General features: G+C 46.7%; 18 protein-coding genes. 13 read left to right on the plus strand and 5 right to left on the minus strand.

The genetic code is table 11. The features are described from left to right. The first annotated feature begins 88 nt into the window (after positions 1 to 88). Both NST56_RS04420 and NST56_RS04425 read left to right on the plus strand, forming a co-directional pair. Positions 89 to 1,906: a sigma-54-dependent Fis family transcriptional regulator gene (locus NST56_RS04420; protein ID WP_339180307.1), complete on the plus strand. Its 1,818-nt coding sequence runs from the start codon at positions 89 to 91 to the stop codon at positions 1,904 to 1,906. 52 nt (positions 1,907 to 1,958) lie between these two features. Then, on the plus strand, positions 1,959 to 2,138 hold the full coding sequence (locus tag NST56_RS04425) for a small acid-soluble spore protein H (protein WP_010333419.1): 180 nt from the start codon (positions 1,959 to 1,961) through the stop codon (positions 2,136 to 2,138). Between the two features lie 36 nt (positions 2,139 to 2,174). On the opposite strand, the gene NST56_RS04430 is transcribed toward NST56_RS04425, so the two are convergent. From NST56_RS04430 to NST56_RS04450, 5 genes are read right to left on the minus strand one after another with little or no spacing between them, the layout of a single operon-like run. After that, positions 2,175 to 2,504 (minus strand): YnfA family protein, encoded by a 330-nt coding sequence (locus NST56_RS04430; protein WP_081720824.1) that lies wholly within the window; start codon positions 2,502 to 2,504, stop codon positions 2,175 to 2,177. A gap of 50 nt (positions 2,505 to 2,554) precedes the next feature. Then, entirely contained in the window at positions 2,555 to 3,112 is a 558-nt protein-coding gene (locus NST56_RS04435; protein WP_168747221.1) for a YfjD family protein, read from the minus strand. 13 nt (positions 3,113 to 3,125) lie between these two features. Further along, positions 3,126 to 3,902, minus strand: coding sequence for a hypothetical protein (locus NST56_RS04440; RefSeq protein WP_010333422.1), 777 nt, complete (start codon positions 3,900 to 3,902; stop codon positions 3,126 to 3,128). Positions 3,903 to 3,913: 11 nt separating this feature from the next. Beyond that, positions 3,914 to 5,116: a hypothetical protein gene (locus NST56_RS04445; RefSeq protein WP_339180314.1), complete on the minus strand. Its 1,203-nt coding sequence runs from the start codon at positions 5,114 to 5,116 to the stop codon at positions 3,914 to 3,916. 5 nt (positions 5,117 to 5,121) lie between these two features. After that, positions 5,122 to 5,436 (minus strand): WXG100 family type VII secretion target, encoded by a 315-nt coding sequence (locus NST56_RS04450; RefSeq protein WP_010333424.1) that lies wholly within the window; start codon positions 5,434 to 5,436, stop codon positions 5,122 to 5,124. Positions 5,437 to 5,770: 334 nt separating this feature from the next. Between NST56_RS04450 and glvA the strand changes: the two genes are divergently transcribed. The 11 genes from glvA (at position 5,771) to NST56_RS04505 (ending at position 19,101) form a co-directional block, all read left to right on the plus strand. Further along, entirely contained in the window at positions 5,771 to 7,120 is a 1,350-nt protein-coding gene (gene glvA / locus NST56_RS04455; RefSeq protein WP_168747224.1) for a maltose-6'-phosphate glucosidase, read from the plus strand. A gap of 65 nt (positions 7,121 to 7,185) precedes the next feature. Further along, a complete protein-coding gene (locus tag NST56_RS04460) occupies positions 7,186 to 7,950 on the plus strand; it encodes a MurR/RpiR family transcriptional regulator (protein ID WP_010333426.1) in 765 nt (254 codons plus the stop codon). Between the two features lie 14 nt (positions 7,951 to 7,964). After that, entirely contained in the window at positions 7,965 to 9,551 is a 1,587-nt protein-coding gene (malP, locus tag NST56_RS04465) for a PTS maltose transporter subunit IIBC (protein WP_286058858.1), read from the plus strand. Positions 9,552 to 9,656: 105 nt separating this feature from the next. After that, the gene (locus NST56_RS04470; protein ID WP_339180322.1) at positions 9,657 to 11,378 is read left to right on the plus strand and encodes an ABC transporter ATP-binding protein; all 1,722 of its coding nucleotides are present in this window, start codon (positions 9,657 to 9,659) and stop codon (positions 11,376 to 11,378) included. Next, positions 11,372 to 13,186: an ABC transporter ATP-binding protein gene (locus NST56_RS04475; protein WP_339180325.1), complete on the plus strand. Its 1,815-nt coding sequence runs from the start codon at positions 11,372 to 11,374 to the stop codon at positions 13,184 to 13,186. Before NST56_RS04470 ends, NST56_RS04475 begins: the two co-directional genes overlap by 7 nt. A gap of 162 nt (positions 13,187 to 13,348) precedes the next feature. Then, positions 13,349 to 13,753: a DoxX family oxidoreductase CatD gene (gene catD / locus NST56_RS04480; RefSeq protein ID WP_229148960.1), complete on the plus strand. Its 405-nt coding sequence runs from the start codon at positions 13,349 to 13,351 to the stop codon at positions 13,751 to 13,753. 17 nt (positions 13,754 to 13,770) lie between these two features. Continuing rightward, positions 13,771 to 14,628, plus strand: coding sequence for a VOC family protein (locus NST56_RS04485; protein ID WP_339180330.1), 858 nt, complete (start codon positions 13,771 to 13,773; stop codon positions 14,626 to 14,628). A 330-nt stretch (positions 14,629 to 14,958) separates the two neighbouring features. Next, on the plus strand, positions 14,959 to 16,161 hold the full coding sequence (locus NST56_RS04490) for a sensor histidine kinase (RefSeq protein WP_339180333.1): 1,203 nt from the start codon (positions 14,959 to 14,961) through the stop codon (positions 16,159 to 16,161). Further along, positions 16,158 to 16,820: a response regulator transcription factor gene (locus NST56_RS04495; protein WP_339180336.1), complete on the plus strand. Its 663-nt coding sequence runs from the start codon at positions 16,158 to 16,160 to the stop codon at positions 16,818 to 16,820. The genes NST56_RS04490 and NST56_RS04495 overlap by 4 nt, the downstream gene beginning before the upstream one ends. A gap of 143 nt (positions 16,821 to 16,963) precedes the next feature. Next, positions 16,964 to 17,899: an ABC transporter ATP-binding protein gene (locus NST56_RS04500; protein WP_339180339.1), complete on the plus strand. Its 936-nt coding sequence runs from the start codon at positions 16,964 to 16,966 to the stop codon at positions 17,897 to 17,899. 11 nt (positions 17,900 to 17,910) lie between these two features. After that, positions 17,911 to 19,101, plus strand: coding sequence for an ABC transporter permease (locus NST56_RS04505; RefSeq protein ID WP_339180342.1), 1,191 nt, complete (start codon positions 17,911 to 17,913; stop codon positions 19,099 to 19,101). Positions 19,102 to 19,106 lie beyond the last annotated feature (5 nt).

Below are 19,106 nucleotides of genomic sequence, written 5' to 3' on the forward strand. Positions count from 1 at the left end.
GAATGCGCCAGCTTTTTTATTGTTGAAAGCGTTTTACTTTTCCCCTACAATAGATGAAAACGGCGTGTAAGGGAGGAACGATCAAGGAATGAATTCGATCCCGAACGATTTGCAAACCTGGAAACGTTTTGTGAAGGACGGCGTGCTGGATGAAGCCCGAATAAGAAAAAGGATAGCCGAGTCCTGGCATCGCTGCAGAAAGGCTGAGGTTAACCCCTATTTGGAAAAAGGCCCGAAGGTTTTGCAGCAAACGGAGCTGGATCAGCAGTCAAACAAACATTCATTCTTTCTGTCGACCGCAATGCCTTACCTGGAAAAATTGCTGCCTGCAATAAAAGAAATGGAAATGGTGGCGCTATTAATTGATGCGGACGGCGTGGTGCTGGCGCTTGACGGGCATCGCCGCGCGCTCCATGAAGCCAAACGCATTAACTTTATCGAAGGCGCGTGCTGGACGGAAACAGCGGTTGGCACAAATGCAATCGGAACGGCGCTTCACATTAGCGAGCCAGTTGTCATTCAAGGTTCAGAGCATTATTCTGTCGCCTCCCATCACTGGAATTGCTCAGCAGCACCGATTCATTATGAGGACGGCACTCTTGCGGGGGTGATTGATATCTCTTGCCCGGCAGCGCACACACCCCTAAATATGCTAGGCATTGCCACGGCGATTGCCTATGCCGCGGAAAGGGAATTGGCAGCCAAAAGCAGGGAGAAAGAGCTTGAACTGCTCAGCCGCTTTGCCGATAGGGCATCGTCCCGTGTGCCGATCGTGCTTTGCAATGCCAAACAGCACATCATCGGCGCAAGCCTACCGATACAAACGTCAATACCGGATTGGCAAGGCCGGCATCTTTATGAGTTGAAGGAAAAGGGTTTTACGATCGAAAAAGCGGTCACCATGGGGGACAGCGGCACTTGTTTTTATTTATCGGAACAAAAGAAAAAAGCGGCCTTTCGATTTCATGGAGTCCTCGGACAAAGCAGGCAATCGCAAGCCATGCTCATAAGCCTCGAACGAGCGGCCGCGGCAGATGCGACAGTTTGTCTGTCGGGCGAAACCGGCACGGGGAAGGAAGTCGCGGCCCGCGCGCTTCATGAAAACAGCGACCGTAAGAACGGGCCGTTTGTAGCCGTGAATTGCGGAGCGATCCCGTCGGATTTAATCGAAAGCGAGCTGTTCGGCTATGCAGAAGGCGCTTTTACGGGAGCGAAACGAAATGGCTACAAAGGCGCCTTCCAAAAAGCGAATCATGGCACCTTATTTCTAGATGAAATCGGAGAAATTTCCCACTCGATGCAGGTAGCGCTTTTACGGGTGCTTCAGGAACGCAAGATTACACCAATTGGCGGGACAAAGGAAATTCCAGTTGATATCAGAGTGATTGCTGCCACACATTGTGATTTGCGTGAACTCGCAGAAAGCGGAAAAATCAGAGAGGACCTGTTTTACCGCCTTCATGTCTACCCGATTCAGCTTCCTCCTCTGCGGAACCGTCTTGAAGATATTGAGGATCTCTTTGCGTACTACACACAGAAAAATGGATGGCCGGGAGAGCTTCCGCCAGGCTTTTTGGACGTGCTGAAGCAATGGAAGTGGCCGGGGAATATTCGCGAGCTGTTTAATGTTTTTGAACGCCTTTCCATCAGATTTCCGGACGGAAGGCTGAGTGACGAGCCGCTTTCCTTATTGCTCGAAGCGTCAGGCTTGCCGATCGGCCCCGTAAAAGAAAAGCGGGCTGAAACAAAGGCGCTGAATCTCCGAGAGCAAATTCAAAAAGATATCCTCATCAATGCGCTTGAAACAGCAAAAGGAAACGTCTCCCAAGCAGCAAAAATCAGCGGCATTCCGCGCAGCACCTTCTACAAACGATTGAAAAAATTTAATATGACCGCTGGATCATAAAGCATACTTCTTTCAAGAAGTGGAAACGTTATGTGTGAAGGAGGGTGTTGAGATGAATATACAGAGAGCAAAAGAAATCGTGGAATCACCGGATATGAAAAAAGTAACATACAACGGAGTGCCGATTTACATTCAGCATGTGAATGAAGAAACCGGAACAGCAAGAATTTATCCGCTGGATGAACCGCAGCAGGAGCATGAAGTGCTGCTGAACAACTTAAAAGAGGATTAAACAAAAATGGCCCGCTTTCATAAGCAGGCCATTTTGTTATGCTCGCGGCGCAAATAGAATCACACAAACGCCAATCAGACAAATCAGTGCGCCGATCCAGTCATACAGATCTGGAGTTTTTCGATCGACAAGCCACCCCCAAAAGACAGCTAGTACGATGAACACCCCTCCATAAGCGGCGTATACACGGCCGAAGGAAGGGAAGGATTGAAACGTCGGGAGAATGCCGTACACAATCAAGATCAGCGCCCCGGCTACCCCATAGCCGACGGGCTTCGCTTCTCTCAGCCACAGCCAAATCAAATAGCCCCCGCCAATTTCAGCAAGCCCCGCCGCTAGAAATAAAAGAATGGTCATCAGCATCACGCGCACCCCTCAAACTGCAGTTGTATTTCATTATAAAGGAGCGAGACGCGTTAAAGCTTCGGATTCTCTTCAAATTCCTTCAAATACACACTGCGCTGAATCTCCGTAAATTGGCTGATCCAATTGTTTTTCGCCTCTTCCGTCATATGGGGCAGCATATAGCGTTCAACCGCTTCGAAAAATAATGGATTAGCTATGATGTTCCAAGTCGGAATGCGAACGATCTTGCCGTCATTCTTCTCAATGATAATATCCTCAAAGAAAATCCCTTTCAAACTGTATTGATGGCGCCCCATATAAATGCGCTTGATTTCAGCAAATGGCACGCTGCGTTTTTTTGTGAAAATCTTCCCATCAGGCCCTTGTTTGATACGAAAAATAACATTTCCTCGGCTTGTGAACGCTGGTAAAACCATAGAAAATGTGATCAAGCCATAGACAATTGCCATCAATCCGCCACCTAAATAAAGCAGAGCGTATTTGGATTCGAACGTAATGGCTTCTGACACCAGCCACACACCTGCAATCACGGCGCCTCCAGTTGCGAGAAACAGCCAGATTCTGAAAAACATTCTGCTTTTCACTTTAATGACTTCATTGTTCTTCAATTGTTTTTCTCCTTTATCGCTCTTTAACAAAAAGCATATCTTTTATTATATCTACACTTGCTGTTATGACAGAAAATTCATTTTGCGTGATACCCGTAATAAGCCAAGTATGGCGGGTGCCGGGCAGGATAAAAGCCATGTCATCCACTTCCGGCGCGTTATCTTTATCGTAAGACAGGCGCATCAGTGTATCCAGCTTTCCTTTACGCAATGCCAAATCATTTATAAACCGGGTAATGTCCTCCTGATAGTCGTGCTTTCCAAGGAATTCCTTCAGATAGGAGGGAGTCTCGGAAGCACCTTCCAGAAGTAATTCAAATTCATTTGATGTCAAAGCCAGGATAGATTCGCTTTTATCCTCGGTATCTATTATATTTAAAAACTCAGCTGCTTTTGTAAGCAATCCGTCATTTGATTCCATTTTTTTTATGCTATGTACTTGCTCATCAAAAAGAAGCTCATGAGAGTAGGTGCCAAATTTAGAAACGTGGCAGGAAACATTCCGTTCACTGCCTTGTTCGTCAAACTTGGAAAGCTTTACTGTATAGTCCGCGTCATTTAATACGTGGATAAACGGGCAGTACTCGTCTTTTAACCTGTATTGATGATTCCGGTATTCAACAGCATCCTTCGCCAAAAGCGAACGGCAGGCTGCTTCAAATAAGAAACCGAGCTGCTCATCTTCAATTTCAGGGAAATAGGCTTGCTTCAGTGACATGCCCTGTTCAAAAAAGCCTTCGCTGTAAAAACAAAATATGAGCTCTTCTAAGCTGATCGTAAACTGATTCATGATTTATTCTCCTATCCGAATGAAAGTTTGCCTTTAAGGAAATGGGTTGCGCCGTGTATAAGCGAGTCCGCCGTTTTCTTTGCTTTCTCCATTCCTTTATGAATTGTTTTATTGGCCGCATCTATGCCGTCATTCACTGATTCTACGACCTTGCCGGCAGCTTCCAAGCCTTGCTTGGCTGTATCAACGACAGCATGAATCGGTTCTTTTAGCTTTATGGCTGCTTTTTCAGCGAAACCTGATGTGAATTTGGCAATTTTCTCTCCAACAAAACCGCCTACAGCGGAACCAATCGTACCGCCGATGACTGTGCCAACAGGGCCTAACACACTTCCGACGGCACCGCCGACGACTGCGCCTGCCGTTGCCCCGCCAGCGATAAAAATCGTGTTATTCACTGCATTGCCAACAGCTTTTGCATTTTCCCTTTTGAGCACTTCGGGTTTGTCTTCATATTTCGAGTAGTTTTCTGCGATCTTTAAGCCTGCTCCAAACGTTTCTGTCGCTCCGGTTATCAGTGTCGCTGTAATGGCATTTCCTTTTGCGAATTTCAAGCCTGTTTTTCCGACGTCCTTCAGCGTTGAGCGTACGCCGGCTTCATTAACAAATCCTCTTGTATAGCTCCTTACGCTGTTTGAAAAATCCACTGTGTCCTGTGGAAAGTACTTTGTAAACTTTTTATGTACCAGATCAGAAAATGGTCGGTTTGTCTTTTTAAACAGATATTTTGGGTTCAAAAGCACTCTGGCTGCTTTTTGATAACGGGAGCTGTCTACTGCTCTGGAAATGTCCAATAGAATGTTTGAATGGCGTGCAGTATGTAAGCCGCTTGGCTGTTTCACAAACTTTGTAAGCCCTAATCCGTAGTATTTTCCCTGGGTCAGCATAAGGGCGGTTAAGCTTGTCATCGTTCCATATTTGTCATAAGCGTTATAAAGCTTTCGTAAAATATTGTCTTGCTCAACAAATTTGTCGCTCGTTTTTCTGATGAATATCTCATTGTCACTCAGCTTGCTGACGAGCGCTTTTCCTGAGCTCCAAGCATCCCCGACCCCCGAAAAACAGCTGCTGTAGCGGGGATCGCATTGTAAAATCAGCTGTCCCAGCTCCCCATGCAAATCCTTATATTTGTTTTCCATATCAGTTAATTCTGTGACCACATCATTTGCCAGCTGTTCAAGCTTATCCGGATCAATTGCAATGTTTCCTGACACGCTATTCACCTCTCGAGTTTATGTCTTTCCTCTCTTGCTTTTCTTTCTAATTCTTCCATTCTGGCAATCTCAGCTTTTCGTTCTTCTATTTTTACGGCAGCTGCCTTAAGTTCCTGGCTTGTTTCAAGCAGCTCCTGTTCGAACTGGTCGTAGGCAGCTCTTGTTTCCTCAAAATCCTGGTCAAATGTGTCTCTTGCTTTTCCCTGCCACGCATCGCCCAATGCAGATAACCGGGAGTCAAGGAGCATTTTTGAGCTTCTGACCTCTTCTGCGGCTGCACTGTACTGATTTGCAAGCTCGATGACTTTATGTGAGTCCAACTTTTGTCCCCTGCCTTTCCTAAATTAACGCACAAATGGATGTTTTATATAAATGATTATAAATAATTCGGCATGTATCCGAATCGTACAAAAGAACCTTTTCATAAGAACTGGAAGGGCGTATATTCACTCAAATTTCACAGATGATGAGACTTTGAGAGTGCAAAAAAGGTAAAAAAATCAAATTTAATTACATGATAGCAAGTGAGAAATTTCCCGCTCTATGGGAAAAAAAACTAAAACTGATCAAATGACCTAAGTGCGCCAAAAGCATTACGAGACAAGCTGTCACATGATATAAATAAAATGTAAACGTTATCAAGGAGGTCGTCATATGAAGAAAAAATCATTCTCAATCGTAATAGCGGGCGGAGGGAGCACATTTACTCCCGGGATTGTTCTGATGCTCTTGGATCATTTGGAGGAGTTTCCGATCAGAAAGCTGAAGCTGTATGACAATGATAAGGAAAGACAGGAGCGGATTGCGGGGGCCTGTGACGTTTTTATCAGAGAAAAAGCACCGGAAATTGAATTTACAGCGACGACTGATCCGGAAGAAGCTTTTACAGACGTTGATTTTGTCATGGCACACATCAGGGTAGGGAAATACGCGATGCGCGCGCTTGATGAGCAAATTCCGCTGAAGTACGGAGTTGTGGGCCAGGAGACGTGCGGACCGGGCGGTATCGCATACGGTATGCGTTCGATTGGCGGCGTGCTTGAAATATTAGATTACATGGAAACATACTCGCCAGATGCGTGGATGCTGAATTACTCCAACCCGGCGGCGATTGTGGCGGAAGCAACGAGACGCCTCAGACCGAACTCAAAAATCCTCAACATCTGTGATATGCCGGTCGGTATCGAAGACCGTATGGCGCAAATTCTCGGCCTGTCCTCAAGAAAAGAAATGAAGGTCCGGTATTACGGGTTAAATCATTTCGGCTGGTGGACATCCATTCAGGATCAAGAGGGCAATGATTTAATGCCGAAGCTGAAGGAACATGTGTCTCAGTACGGGTATATTCCGAACGCAGAGTCCGAAGCGGTGGAGGCGAGCTGGAATGACACGTTCGCAAAAGCGCGTGACGTGCAGGCCGCCGATCCAGACACATTGCCGAATACGTATTTACAATATTATCTGTTCCCGGATGACATGGTGAAAAAATCAAATCCGAACCATACGCGGGCAAACGAAGTTATGGAAGGACGCGAAGCCTTTATTTTCAGCCAATGCGATATGATTGCACGCGAGCAGTCCTCTAAAAACAGCGACATCAAAATAGACGATCACGCGTCATATATCGTCGATCTGGCCCGTGCCATTGCCTACAATACAGGTGAAAGAATGCTTTTAATCGTTGAAAATAACGGCGCAATCGCAAACTTTGACCCGACAGCGATGGTAGAGGTGCCGTGTATCGTCGGCTCAAACGGGCCTGAACCGATCACAGTCGGAAACATTCCGCAGTTCCAAAAAGGACTGATGGAGCAGCAGGTATCAGTTGAGAAATTGACAGTTGAGGCGTGGACGGAAAAATCCTTCCAAAAACTATGGCAGGCGCTCATTCTCTCAAAAACAGTGCCGAACGCCCGTGTGGCAAGGCTCATTCTCGAAGATTTAATGGAAGCCAATAAAGATTTCTGGCCTGAGCTTGATCAAAGTCCTAGCCGCATCTCCTAACTGAAAAATCCCCCATTTTCGAAATCTATATTGTATATAATAGAAAGAAAATGGGGGGATCTGATATGCAGCTCGAAGAACTGATTAATCAGCATTACAGTAAATTAAATGACAATGATTTTCATATTTTGAAATATATATTGAATCACAAGAACACGTGCTATCGTCTTGGAATCGATGCCCTTGCGAAAGCGTGCAGTGTATCGCGTTCCTCGATTTTGCGTCTTGCCCAAAAGCTTGGTTTCAGCGGCTACAGTGAATTTCGCGTTTTTTTGAAGTGGGAAGATCAGTCGGAAGAAGGCGAGAGTATGAGTTTTCAAAAGCTGCTGGATGACATTGAAGCAAACCTGAAATTTTTAAGGACAAAGGACATGACGGACATGTGCCAGCTGATTGATGAAGCGGACCGCATGTTCGTGTACGGGTCCGGAACGGCGCAAAAGATATGCGCCCATGATCTGCAAAGAATGTTTATCCCTCTCAATAAGTATCTGATTTTAATTGAGGGCAGAAATGAATTTGACCAGATGCAGGATGATTTTAAGGTGAATGACTTGTTTATCATCATTTCGCTGTCCGGAGAAACACCTGAGCTGATCCCGCAGGCAAGAATGCTTTCCGCAAAGGGTGTTCCCTTTATTTCCATTACGAATCTGAAAAACAATGTCCTCGCCCAACTGACACCGCATAATCTTTATGCGACAAGCAAGGCCGTGACATTGAGCGATAAAAAAGAAATTGTCGCTTTTGCGCCGTTTTTTCTCGTTGGCGAAGCATTATTCCGCGCATATGTTGATTACAAAGAAGCTGAAAAAAACGACATTGAGTAGCAGGGGGTTTTGATATGATGCAAAAAGTCCAGCGCTTTGGAAGCGCGATGTTTGTGCCTGTTCTATTATTCGCGTTCGCCGGCATTATTGTCGGTGTCAGCACACTTTTCAAAAACGAAACCCTGATGGGCCCGCTCGCCGATCCTGACGGGTTTTGGTACCAGTGCTGGTATATCATTGAGCAGGGCGGCTGGACCGTATTTAATCAAATGCCGCTCTTATTTGCCATCGGCATCCCAGTCGCTTTGGCGAAAAAAGCTCAGGCGCGCGCTTGTTTGGAAGCGCTTACGGTTTACTTGACGTTCAACTACTTTGTCAGCTCGATCCTGACGGTATGGGGAGGAGCATTCGGCGTCGACATGAACCAAGAGGTCGGCGGAACGAGCGGACTAACGATGATTGCCGGCATTAAAACGCTTGATACCAACATTATTGGGGCAATCTTTATTTCTTCCATTGTTGTATTTTTGCATAACCGCTATTTTGATAAAAAACTGCCTGATTTTCTCGGCATCTTTCAAGGCTCCACGTATATCGTCATGATTTCCTTCTTCATTATGATTCCGGTCGCTCTGGCCGTGTCTTTTATCTGGCCGATGGTCCAAACGGGAATCGGCTCGCTTCAAAGCTTCCTTGTTGCCTCGGGGGCAGCAGGTGTATGGGTTTACACGTTCCTGGAACGGATTTTAATTCCGACCGGCCTTCATCATTTTATTTACACGCCGTTCATCTACGGCCCGGCTGTGGCGGAAGGCGGTATCGTCACGTATTGGGCGCAGCACCTCGGTGAATATTCACAAAGCGCCAAACCGCTGAAGGAGCTGTTCCCGCAAGGCGGATTCGCGCTTCACGGCAATTCGAAAATCTTCGGCATTCCGGGGATTGCGCTCGCGTTTTATGTCACAGCCAAAAAGGAAAAGAAAAAACTCGTCGCCGGCCTGCTAATTCCTGTCACACTCACGGCGATCGTCGCCGGCATTACAGAGCCGATTGAGTTTACTTTCTTATTCATCTCTCCTTTCCTATTTGCGGTTCACGCCGTACTCGCCGCGACAATGTCGACGGTCATGTATATGGCCGGTGTTGTCGGAAACATGGGGGGCGGGTTAATCGAGGCGGTTACCCTGAACTGGATTCCGCTCTTTGGCAGCCACGGTATGACGTATGTGTATCAAGTTCTGATTGGACTCTCATTTACTGCTATTTATTTTTTCGTCTTCCGATTTCTGATCCTTAAATTCAATATTGCCACACCGGGACGGGAAATTGACGATCAGCAGGAAACAAAGCTGTATTCAAAACAGGAATACAGAGAAAGAAAAAACAAAAAGGACGAAACAGCCTCCGCTGCGGAAACGGCAGATGAAACCGCTGCATTGTACATCGAAGCGTTAGGCGGAAAAGACAACATCACCGAGGTCACAAACTGCGCCACCCGCCTCAGAGTCAGCGTCAAGGATGAAAAAAAGGTCGAACCCGACAGCGTCTTCCGCGCGCTTGGCGCACACGGCGTCGTCAGAAACGGGAAAGCGTTTCAGGTGATTATCGGATTGAGTGTGCCGCAGATGCGGGAGCGTGTGGAAAAACTATTAGATCAATAAAGCAGACCCTCCTTTATGGGAGGGTTTTCGTTTGCCGTCAAAAAGACCATCATAGTAAAGTAAAGATAGAGACAACCGATTATAAAGGGATTTGGAGGCTTTTACATGTCAAAGGCTTTATCATATTTAAAACCATACTCACTTCTGGTGGGAATTGCGCTGATTCTCATGCTGACGGAACTCGCGGTTGAACTGGTACAGCCTCTATTGATTGCAAAAATCATCGACGATGGGATTTTGAAGCAAGACATGCGGCACGTTTGGATATGGGGTGCGGTCATGATCGGACTGACCTTTTTATCATTTGCGGCGGGTATGCTGAATTCCTTTTACGCTGCCCATGTCAGCCAAAGCTTTTCCTACGATACAAGAAAAGGGCTTTTTCAAAAAATCCAGTCCTTCTCTTATTCAACATTTGGACTGTTTTCGTCCTCCTCCTACATGACAAGGCTCACAAACGATGTAACACAGGTGCAAAACCTGATTTTTATGAGCCTGAGGTTTATGCTGCGTGCGCCGTTAATGATTGTGGGCGGCATTGTGCTGTCACTCGCTGTTAACGTGAAGCTCGGCTTTTTTCTTCTTGTGACGATTCCGATCCTGATTTTGTTTTTGCTTTGGGTACTGAAAAAAGGCGGAGCGCTGTTTAGGTCTGTTCAGAAACGGCTGGATCAAGTGAATACGATCATGCAGGAAAATTTAACTGCGATCAAGCTGATTAAAGCGCTGCTGCGCGGAAGCCATGAGGTCAAGAGATTTATCAAAGCAAACACGATGCTGATGCAAAAAACGGTCTCGGCATTTCAGCTTGTAGAATTTACAATGCCTGTGCTGATGCTGCTGATGAACCTCTGCATTCTGTTTATTTTATGGGCGGGAGCTCACAGCATTACAAGCGGAGGCACTCAGGTCGGCGATGTCGTCGCGGTTATTAACTATGCGACACGAATTACGGGTGCGCTTTCTATGTTCCCGTTTTTGATTATGATTTTTACCCGGGCAAAAGCCTCAGGCGACAGAATCGGCGAAGTGCTTGAAACAGAAGGTGACGAGCAGGAGGGAGGATTACTCTCAGATCGCTTGTCAGGCCGAATTGACTTTCAGGATGTGTCCTTCCGATATCCGGATATGGACAGAGAAGCGCTGCGGCATGTCGCATTTTCCGCAAAGCCGAAAGAAACGATCGCGATACTCGGGGCGACAGGATCAGGAAAATCAACGCTTTTTCAGCTCATCCCGCGGCTTTATCAGCCGGATTCGGGCAGCATTTACATAGATGAAAAGCCAATTGATGACTTTCCGGCCGAGGGTCTTCGCAAGCAAATCGGATTTGTGCCCCAGGAAGTGCTCTTGTTTTCAGGCACAATCAAAGAAAATATTGCTTGGGGCAAAGAACATGCTTCACTTGATGAAATAATGGAAGCGGCAAAACATGCGCAAATCCATGAAACGATCATGAAGCTTCCAAAGGGATATGATACCGTTCTGGGACAAAGAGGCGTCAATTTGTCCGGCGGCCAAAAGCAGCGGATTTCTATTGCACGGGCGCTGATCAGAAAACCATCCATCCTTCTTTTAGATGACAGCACAAGCGCGCTTGACCTGCAAACGGAAGCGAATCTGCTTGAGGCCATCAGCACATATGAGTGCACAACCTTAATCATTACACAAAAAATAACAACGGCCATGAAAGCTGATGAAATCTTGCTGATGGAGGATGGCGAGCTGATAGAAAAAGGCACACACAGCGAGCTGCTTTCTGAATCACATTTATACAAGCGCATTTACGAGTCGCAATTCGGAAGGGAGGGGAGCGAGTCATGCTGAAAGACATCCGCAAGCCTTTCCAATATCCCAAAATCCCAATCGATAAAAAGGAACGCGCCAAAAAAAGAGCGAAAGCAAAGGATACAAAAGGCACCCTGAGGCGAATCTGGTCATACCTGGCAGAACGCAAAGGGCTACTCATACTCGTAATGCTGATGGTCGTAATCAGCGCGATATTCGGCCTCCTCGGCCCCTTTGTGATCGGAAAGGCCATCGATCATTTCATCGTCGGCCAGACGGTCAGCGGGCTTATTCCCGTTCTGCTCATTCTGCTTGGCATATATCTCATTCAATCTTTGTCACTCTGGTTTCAAAACTATTGGATGATCACGATTTCGCAAGGCACAGTCTTTAGAATGCGAAGCGAGCTGTTCACCCATCTGCATGAGCTGCCGATCCCGTTTTTTGATAAACAGCGGCATGGAGAGCTGATGAGCCGGGTGACCAATGACATCGAAAATGTCAGCTCCACTTTAAATACGTCAGTGATTCAAATTCTGTCGAGCGTCATTACCTTCGTCGGAACGATTGCCGTCATGCTGTATATGAGCCCGCTGCTGACGGTGATTACGCTGACGATCATTCCAGTAATGGCGGTAAGTTTGAAATGGATTACTAACCGTACGGGGAAACTCTTTAAAGAACAGCAAAAAAACCTTGGCGAGCTGAACGGATATATTGAAGAAAGCATTTCAGGCGCAAAGGTCATCAAAGCGTATTCACGGGAAGACCAGATCACAGCTGAATTTCTGGAAAAAAACGCCGCACTCAAGACTTCAGGCTTCTGGGCACAGACAATTTCCGGCTTTATCCCGAAAGTGATGAACTCTTTAAACAATTTAAGCTTTACAATCATTGCCGCAATCGGCGGACTGTTTGCGCTGAAAGGCTGGATATCCATCGGTACCATCGTTGTCTTTGCCGAGTACTCAAGACAGTTCACACGCCCTTTAAATGATCTGGCCAATCAGTTTAATACGATGCTGTCCGCTATTGCCGGCGCTGAACGGGTGTTTGACGTGCTGGATGAAAAAGAGGAGCGGGAGGATGAAAAGAATGCTCTGCATCAGCCGATACAAACAGGCAGCATTGAATTCCGAAATGTTTCCTTCGGCTACGAGGAAAACAATCAGACGCTGAAACACCTCCAATTCACAGTACCGGCCGGGCAGTCAATCGCCTTTGTCGGCCCGACGGGAGCGGGGAAAACCACTATAACCAATCTCCTTGCCCGTTTTTACGAGCCCAATGAGGGGAGCATTTTAATCGACGGGATTGATATTAAAAAGCTGACAAGAGCCAGCCTGAGAAAAAACATGGGGTTTGTGCTTCAGGATTCGTTCTTATTCCAAGGCACGATCAGAGAAAATATCCGCTACGGCAGGCTCGATGCCTCCGATCAGGAAGTCGAGACCGCAGCAAAAACAGCGAATGCGCACAGCTTTATTGCGCGGATGCCAAAAGGATATGATACAGTGCTGACACAAAACGGCTCGGGCATCAGTCAAGGGCAGAAGCAATTGATCTCCATAGCAAGAGCCGTGCTGGCCGATCCGGTTCTGCTCATTTTGGATGAAGCGACAAGCAACATTGATACCGTAACAGAAGTGAAAATCCAAGAAGCGCTTGCCCGCTTAATGGAGGGGAGAACGAGCGTCATCATTGCCCACAGGCTGAATACCATTCAACGAGCGGATCAGATTGTTGTGTTAAAAGACGGCGAAATGATTGAAAAAGGCAGCCATGATGAGCTGATACGCCAAAAAGGATTTTACAGTGACTTATACGAAAGCCAATTTAAGCAATAATGAAAAAGACCTTTGTCCTGCACAAAGGTCTTTTTTGTTACAGATTTATAGTACTTTCATTTCAATTTCGTAAAATGTAACAAAATTACTTGACGTAAACAAGTTATGTATATATACTAGCTTACATTAAGTAAGTGATAACATTTATCAAGGAGGATAAAAATGAATAAATCATTTGAAATTGGCACATTACTTTTAAGAGTCATCACAGGTATTATCTTTTTTGTTCACGGTTTATCAAAGTTTCAGGCAATGGAGGGCACGATCCAATTTTTCGGCAGCATAGGGCTTCCAAGCTTTATGGCGTATGTCATCGCAGCGATTGAACTCGTTGGCGGAGTGCTCGTCTTTTTCGGATTGGCTACACGTATTGTAGGTGTTCTGTTTGCTCTTACGCTGATCGGAGCCATTATTACAGTGAAGCTGAAAGCGCCATTCATGGGGAACTCAGAATTTGATTACCTTCTGCTTCTGACATCCATTCACCTGGCGCTTTCGGGAAGCCGTTTCTTGGCGCTGGACTCATTTGTGTTTAAAGCAAAAAAGAACGAAAATGTATCAGCATAAGAAAAGAGGCATACAGCATGACCAGCATTCATGAGGGTACAACCATTGGCTATGTCAAACTCACAATCCGCAGTCTGGAGCGTTCCCTTCAGTTCTATTGCAATGTGATCGGCTTTCAAGTCTTGAAAAAGACGGACCGCCGAGCTGAATTAACGGCTGACGGAATACGCACCCTCCTTATTCTTGAAGAAAATCCAAGCGCTGTCGTCTTGCCTGAACGCACGGTAACGGGCCTGTATCACTTTGCGATTCTGCTGCCCAACAGAAAGGAACTTGGTATCGCACTTGCCCGCTTGATTGAAAAAGAGATTGCCATCGGTCAGGGAGACCACGCTGTCAGCGAGGCGCTCTATCTCTCTGATCCTGACGGAAACGGAATTGAAATGTACGCTGACCGCCCCCGGAGCACTTGGCAGCGGGATCGTGAAGGAAACTATGTCATGACGACAACCGCTGTCGACATCGAGAGCCTTTTGGAAGAGGCCGGAGAAGTGCGGAAAACAACACTTCCAAACGGTACGGTCATCGGGCACATTCATCTGCATGTCAGCGATCTGACAGAAGCAAAAGCGTTTTACACAGATGTGCTGGGCTTTGACATTGTCGGAGACTATGCGGGCATGTCTGCTCTCTTCGTTTCAGCCGGTGGCTACCACCACCATATCGGCTTAAACATTTGGGCGGGAAGAAACGCGCCGCCTAAACCGGCAAATGCCAGCGGACTAGACTATTACACTGTTGTCCTGCCTCATCAAGAGGAACTCAAACGTGTAGCGGACCGAGTCAAAAACGCTGGATATTCGATTGAAGAAACGGAAGATCATTTTCATGTGAAAGACCCTGTCTCCGGAGCGCTTATCAAATTTGTGATTTGACTGTCATCCCTTTGCCGTAAATAACGGCAGGGGGATTTTTTATTTTTGTCCGCCTTGTTATGGTAAGAGAACTAACCTGTAAGGGGGCGTTAGACATGGAACTGAACCATCTTGTAACGGGCTCAATCGTTTTAAATAGAGCAAAATGGTGCCTTATTTCACACCTATTATTCGGGAGCGATGAATTTGAATAAATAAGTGAAAGCGCCGCATTTGACATAGAGTTCATATGCGGTTTTTTAATTCCGGGATTTATCTTCCAGAAACACCTGTAAAAAATAACAAGAGGCAGGTATGATAAGAAGGGAATTGCTTATAGGAGTGATGAGCGTGAAGGCTCTTTTATTTACAAGAATTTTCACCTTAATGGTGAGCTGTTCGATGTATCTGTCCCTCGTAAAGAATGATAGCTGGTTTGAATATCTATTTATAGCGTTAGGAGCTGCCGTGTATGCAGCCAATCATTTTCTGCTGAAAACAGAGAAGTATGACGTCTGGTTTTGTCTGATTGATATTACGGTCGGCTTTTCGTTTGGATTCATGTTTCCCGGCACTGGTTTGTTCATTATTATGCTATGTCCGGTAGCTGTCGCATTTTTTCTGCGCGGGTTCAATAGAAAAATGGCATGGTCTGTGTTATGTCTTTGCTCCATTTTGTTTTCAATTGTCCTCATTCGTACATATCTATTAGTCGGCAATGAATACGTCATGGATCATATCACCAGCATGACATTTGTGGTGTTCTGCGGAGTCGTCGGTAAATTAATCGGCAAACTTCTTGAAGCACAAGAAACGGCAAAACAGCAGTTTCAGGAACTGACGGATTCGCATCGGGCGCTGTCAGCAGCACACCAGGAGCTGCATTTATATGCGAAGCAGGTCGAAGAACTCACCGCCATTCACGAGCGGAACAGAATGGCACGGGACATCCATGATACAGTGGGGCACAAAATGACGGCGCTTCTTGTCCAGCTGCAGCTTCTGCGTGAATGGCAAAAAAGAGACAGCCGAAAAGCGGAAGAGACAGTCGGGGTATGTGAAACGCTTGCCCGTGAAGCGCTTGATGATATCCGCTTATCAGTACGCACCCTGCAATCGGAGAGCGATCCCTCATTCATTGAATCGCTGAAACAGCTGACAGAAGACTTTTACAAAAATGCGGGCGTCACATCCGAACTGACGGTCAGCGGCGACCCTGCGCTGGTCCCGCTGTCTCTGCACCCGACTGTGATCAGAACAGTGCAGGAGGCGCTGACCAATGCCAAACGCCACGGCGGCGCCACAGCCTGTTCAATCCAGCTTGCCTGCACAACGGACAGCATCAGCCTTGTTATGAAGGATGACGGAAAAGGAAATCCCGAGGCGTCACTCGGCTTTGGCCTTTTGAATATGAAAAAGCGGGCAGCGGAGCACGGCGGATCGATCCGCTTTGAAAGTGAAACGGATCAAGGATTTACTGTAATCGCCGAATTTTCTTTGGCCAATAAAAAATGGAGCTTTGGGCCCGCGCAGCAAAAGGAGAGTTTATCATGATTAAGATCATCATTACCGACGATCAGGATATCGTCAGGGAAGGGCTGGCATCCCTGCTTCAGCTCCGGGAAGAACTCGATGTCATCGCCACAGCGCGAAACGGACAGGAAGCCTTTGAAAAGGCGAAAGAGCTTGAACCGGATATCGTATTAATGGACATCCGCATGCCGGGTTCCAACGGGGTGGAGGGAACAAAATTGATCACCAGCTCGCTAACGGGCGTAAAGGTACTGATGCTGACAACCTTTAAAGATTCAGAGCTGATTGCCGAAGCGCTTGAAGAAGGGGCAAGCGGGTACCTGTTAAAGGACATGTCAGCCGATACAATTGTGAAAGCGGTTATGACTGTTCAATCAGGCGGAATGGTGCTCCCGCCGGAACTCACAGCCCAAATGCTGAATGAATGGAAACGTGAAAAACAGCTGAAGGGAACGGAAGTGAAAGAAAAGCCGAAGGAGCTGCACGACTTAACCGAGCGCGAAATGGAAGTGCTGGCTCAGCTCGGGTACGGGCTGAACAATAAAGAAATTGCTGAAAAACTGTATATTACAGAAGGCACAGTGAAAAATCACGTGTCAAACATTATCAGCAAACTGTCGGTCAGAGACAGAACCCAAGCTGCCATTTATTCCGTCAGACATGGCGTATCTGTCTTTTGATAGATGACGTTTGGCATATGCATTACCTTGAAAAGGCCTGCCGCAGGCCTTTTTTTTATGCCTGATGTTCTATCCGGCGCCACATGTTTTACACTCTCATCTCTTCTACAATGGCAATGGGATAAAAAAAGGAGTGAAACGGCGTGCTTCAAGCAGAAAATATCAAAAAGGCATACGGAAAAAAAACAATTGTCAAAGGAATCTCTTTTTCCTTGAAAAAGGGTGAGTCGTTCGGACTGCTCGGACCGAACGGAGCGGGGAAGTCCACAACCATTTCTATGATTTCCGGACTTGTGCCGCTTGACGGAGGGGAGATTACAGTCGGCGGGTATGTTATCGGCAAAGACACGAACAAAGCCAAACAAAAAATTGGCATTGTCCCGCAGGAAATCGCCCTGTACCCGACACTGACGGCACAAGAAAATCTCGTATTCTGGGGGAAAATGTATGGACTCACGCATGGAGAGGCCAAAAAAAGATCAGCAGAAGTCTTTGAGTATGTCGGACTGACTGAGCGTGCTAAAGAGAAAATCGAAACCTTCTCAGGCGGAATGAAACGGAGAATCAATATCGGCGCCGCCCTTATGCATAAGCCTGAGCTGCTAATCATGGATGAACCGACCGTCGGCATCGACCCCCAATCGAGAAATCATATTTTAGAAACAGTCAAACAGCTCAACGAAACAGGCATGACTGTGATCTATACGAGTCACTACATGGAAGAGGTCGAGTATTTATGCGACCGGATCGGCATTATTGATCAGGGAGAAATGATTGCGATCGGCACAAAAACCGACTTGTGCAGCCGCCTTGGAGGAGACACGATCATCCAAATGACTGTCAGCAGGACAGATGAAGGGTTCCTTTCTGCTGTCCGCTCTCTTGCCCATGTGAATGATGTGACAGTGAGTGAATCTGAGCTCAAAATTGAGGTTGCTGCGGCGCACCATGAGAAAGTAGTCACCAGCCTGCTCACGGAAGCCGCTGCCCATCAAACGAATCTCCTGTCTCTCCAGGTTCAGGAGCCAAATCTGGAACGGCTGTTTCTGAATCTGACAGGCCGCACATTGCGGGATTAGGAGGAACAGCGATGAAAAAAGCAATATGGATCGCATGGAAAGATGTCAAAATCAGAATCACGGACAAAAAAGGGTTTATGATGCTTATCCTGATGCCGCTGATCTTAACAGCCATCTTAGGGGCCGCTCTTGGATCAATCCTTGGCGGAGGCAGCGAGATTGATGAAATCAAAGTCGGCTATGTCCAGTCTGATCAGTCAGGCGCGTCGAGGATGCTTAAAACAGATGTACTTGAAAAAATGAAGATGATCAAGGTCACAGAAGCCGGCAGTGAAAAGGAGATGAAAAAGCTGCTGGCGGAAAAGAAAATTGATGTCGGAATTGCCGTCCCGGCACATTGGGGATCCGGCAAGAAACCGGCCGCTGTCTATGCTGGCACTGAACAGGAATTAAAAGGCTCTATCATAGAAACGGCTGCAGTGTCTTTTATAGATCAATACAAGGCGGTCCGAGAAGCGTCATCCGCCTCAATGGAATATGTCACCAAGACGGAAGCCGCAAAACAAGGAAAGCTCAATCCTTCACTCATTGCAGAAAACCTTGCAAAGACGCTTGAAAAAGAAGCGGGTGCCAGGCTTGCTGTTACAGAGAAATCAGTCGGCACAAAAGAAGTTACCAGTTTTCAATACTATTCGGCGGCAATGCTTTGCATGTTTATGCTGTTTCATATGACGGTCGGCGCGAAATCATTTTTGCTGGAAAAGGAAACGGAAACCCTTGCCAGACTGCTGATGACGCCTGCACAAAAATACGCCATTCTCTTCGGGAAGTGGCTCGGAACCTATTTGTTTGCCATTATACAATTTTTCATTTTTCTTATTGTAACCATCAATGTGTTTGATGTGGACTGGGGAGACAATCTCTTGTTCGTGAGTGTGCTGGGGCTGTCTTACGCAGCAGCTGTATCCGGCATTTCAATGCTTCTTGCTTCATGCCTCAGCGATATGAAGTCAGCGGATGTTTTAGGCGGTTTTGGGATACAGGTGCTTGCCGTTCTCGGCGGTTCGATGCTTCCGCTTTATCAATTTCCGGATTTCCTGCAGTCTGTTTCAAAGGCGGTGCCAAATCGATGGGCGCTCGAAGGCTTTCTTTCCTTAATGGAGGGGGGAGGCTGGGCTGAACTTCAAACGCCGGTCCTTCTTTTTGCGGCAATCGGCCTTTGTTCACTGGCTGTTGGCATCAGAAGGCTTCACACAAGATAAGGAGG

Source organism: Bacillus sp. FSL R5-0560 (genome assembly GCF_037966305.1).
Taxonomy (GTDB): Bacteria; Bacillota; Bacilli; order Bacillales; family Bacillaceae; genus Bacillus; species Bacillus mojavensis.